Annotated in this window: 1 protein-coding gene and 1 rRNA gene; both read left to right on the top strand. The window is 37.6% G+C overall.

Translation table 11 applies throughout. The features are described 5' to 3' along the window. The first annotated feature begins 9 nt into the window (after positions 1–9). Positions 10–121, top strand: a 5S ribosomal RNA gene (gene rrf, locus H9X96_RS22360). Positions 122–518: 397 nt separating this feature from the next. Continuing rightward, positions 519–1,640 carry a Fic family protein gene (locus H9X96_RS22355; RefSeq protein WP_187668418.1) on the top strand — a complete coding sequence of 374 codons (1,122 nt, stop codon included), beginning with the start codon at positions 519–521 and terminating at the stop codon, positions 1,638–1,640. The last annotated feature ends 332 nt before the right edge of the window (positions 1,641–1,972 follow it).

Below are 1,972 nucleotides of genomic sequence, written 5' to 3'. Positions count from 1 at the left end.
TAAAAATATTTAGGTGCCTATATCGGCGGTGTCTACCTCTTCCCATTCCGAACAGAGAAGTCAAGCCCGCCAGAGCCGATGGTACTGCGGTAACACGTGGGAGAGTAGGTCGGTGCCAAATCTTAAAGTAAGCCTGTAGTGAAAACTACAGGCTTTTCTTGTATACAGCCTTTTTTTATGACTGAAAAGTTTCCATAGCTGTATAGCTGAAAATCCATCACCAGGCATAATCTACAGCTGATGCCTTATCCTTGATCACTTAAATTGTTATTTAAACGATAGATATGGTTCCTTTTTTCGGATTGTAATTAAAGCTAATTAGGATAATTTCCAGTAATTGTGTTGAATACACGCGTAAAGCCCTTGCAATATTTTGAGACTAGAATTGAAGCTAACCTTAAAAAAAGAGAAAGTTAAGGTGAGTTAACTGCTGTACCTTGTTTTTAAGGTCAATATCGCAGCATACCTTAAAATTTGGCTATTTTAAGGTATGCTGCGATATTTGTGTATATTTGAATATGGCCTATAAGATAAACGCTGATCGTAATAAACCCTGGAATGATTTGCCAGATTTACCTATAGATGAAAATCTATATGAGGATTTGGAGATTTATAAACTGCTGGGGCAGGCAAAAGCATCCATAGGTAGATTGCAGGGCCGGAGCATTGCTATACCTAATCAGGCTTTACTAATAAATTCTATCAGCTTACAAGAAGCAAAAGCTTCTAGTGCAATTGAAAATATTTTTACTACAGATGATGAGCTTTATAAAGCATATAGTGAAGACGAAGCAAAGCAATCAGATGGTCCTACGAAGGAAATTCTTAATTATAGGGAAGCATTATGGTTAGGTCATGATCACCTGAAGCTCAGCGGGAAATTTGATAAAGCATACTTTGTAAAAATGTATCAGGTAGTGAGCCAGTTTAGTGATGGAATCCGAACACCTATAGCACAGATTTATATTAAAGAATCGGGAACTGGCCCAAATGCCGGAAAGGCATCTTATACACCACCGAGAGGGAAGGGAGTTATAGAATCAAAACTGGACAATCTGATTGATTTTTTAAATGATGATTTGAAGTATCCTATTGACCCTCTGATCAAGATGGCAATTGCTCATTATCAATTTGAAGCGATTCATCCTTTTAGGGATGGAAATGGACGTACTGGTAGAATCTTCAATATTCATTATTTGACTAATAAAGGATTACTGGATTATCCGATTTTGTTTTTAAGTAGTTATATCATGAAGCATAAGGAGGACTACTATGCAGGGCTGTCTGGAATTAGTCAGCGAGGGAACTGGAAAAGTTGGCTATTGTATATGCTGAAAGCAATAGAGATCACCTCTGATCTGACCTATCATAAGATTAATGATATCATTTCTGCGCAGGAGGCAATTTTGTCTGCAGTTATTGAAGAAGGAAATATACTGCGACCTGAATCTTTGGTGTCCGCATTGTTTAGTCAACCTTATACCAGGGTAAAGCACTTTACGTCGATGGGGCTATATGCTGAGAATACAGCTAGAAAGTATCTGGATCAGCTGGCGAGTTTAGGTATTTTGGAAAAGCGAACCATACATGGGGCTAATTACTACCTGAATTTGGAGTTGTACCGAATCCTTTCCGAATAAAAGGAGATGCTATACTTAGGGAATTTATTTATTCTTTTACTGCTGCACTGGTATTCCTCAGGGCTTGTGAAATAGGATTTCCATTATATGATGGTATTTCAGAAGTGCTATTGGAAGGTTTACTCCATCTTTTAAGTCCGATTTTGACTTTTCTGTTAATTCTAGGTTATTCTTTTGTACTGTGAATCATGTAGTTAGGAATGTGATACAATTATAAGGATGATATTGTTTGTGGGGGCGTTAAATTTTCTTACTTTTGCATCCCGCTTCGGAGGAAGGGTTAGTGTGAAGGATATCGTGAGAAGAATTTGAAAGATTGCAGTAGAAGGATG

It is taken from the genome of Pedobacter sp. N36a (assembly GCF_014472395.1).
Lineage (GTDB): Bacteria > Bacteroidota > Bacteroidia > Sphingobacteriales > Sphingobacteriaceae > Pedobacter.
The sequence above is the reverse complement of the archived record's forward strand: the minus strand, read 5'-3'. Positions and strand labels throughout refer to the sequence as shown.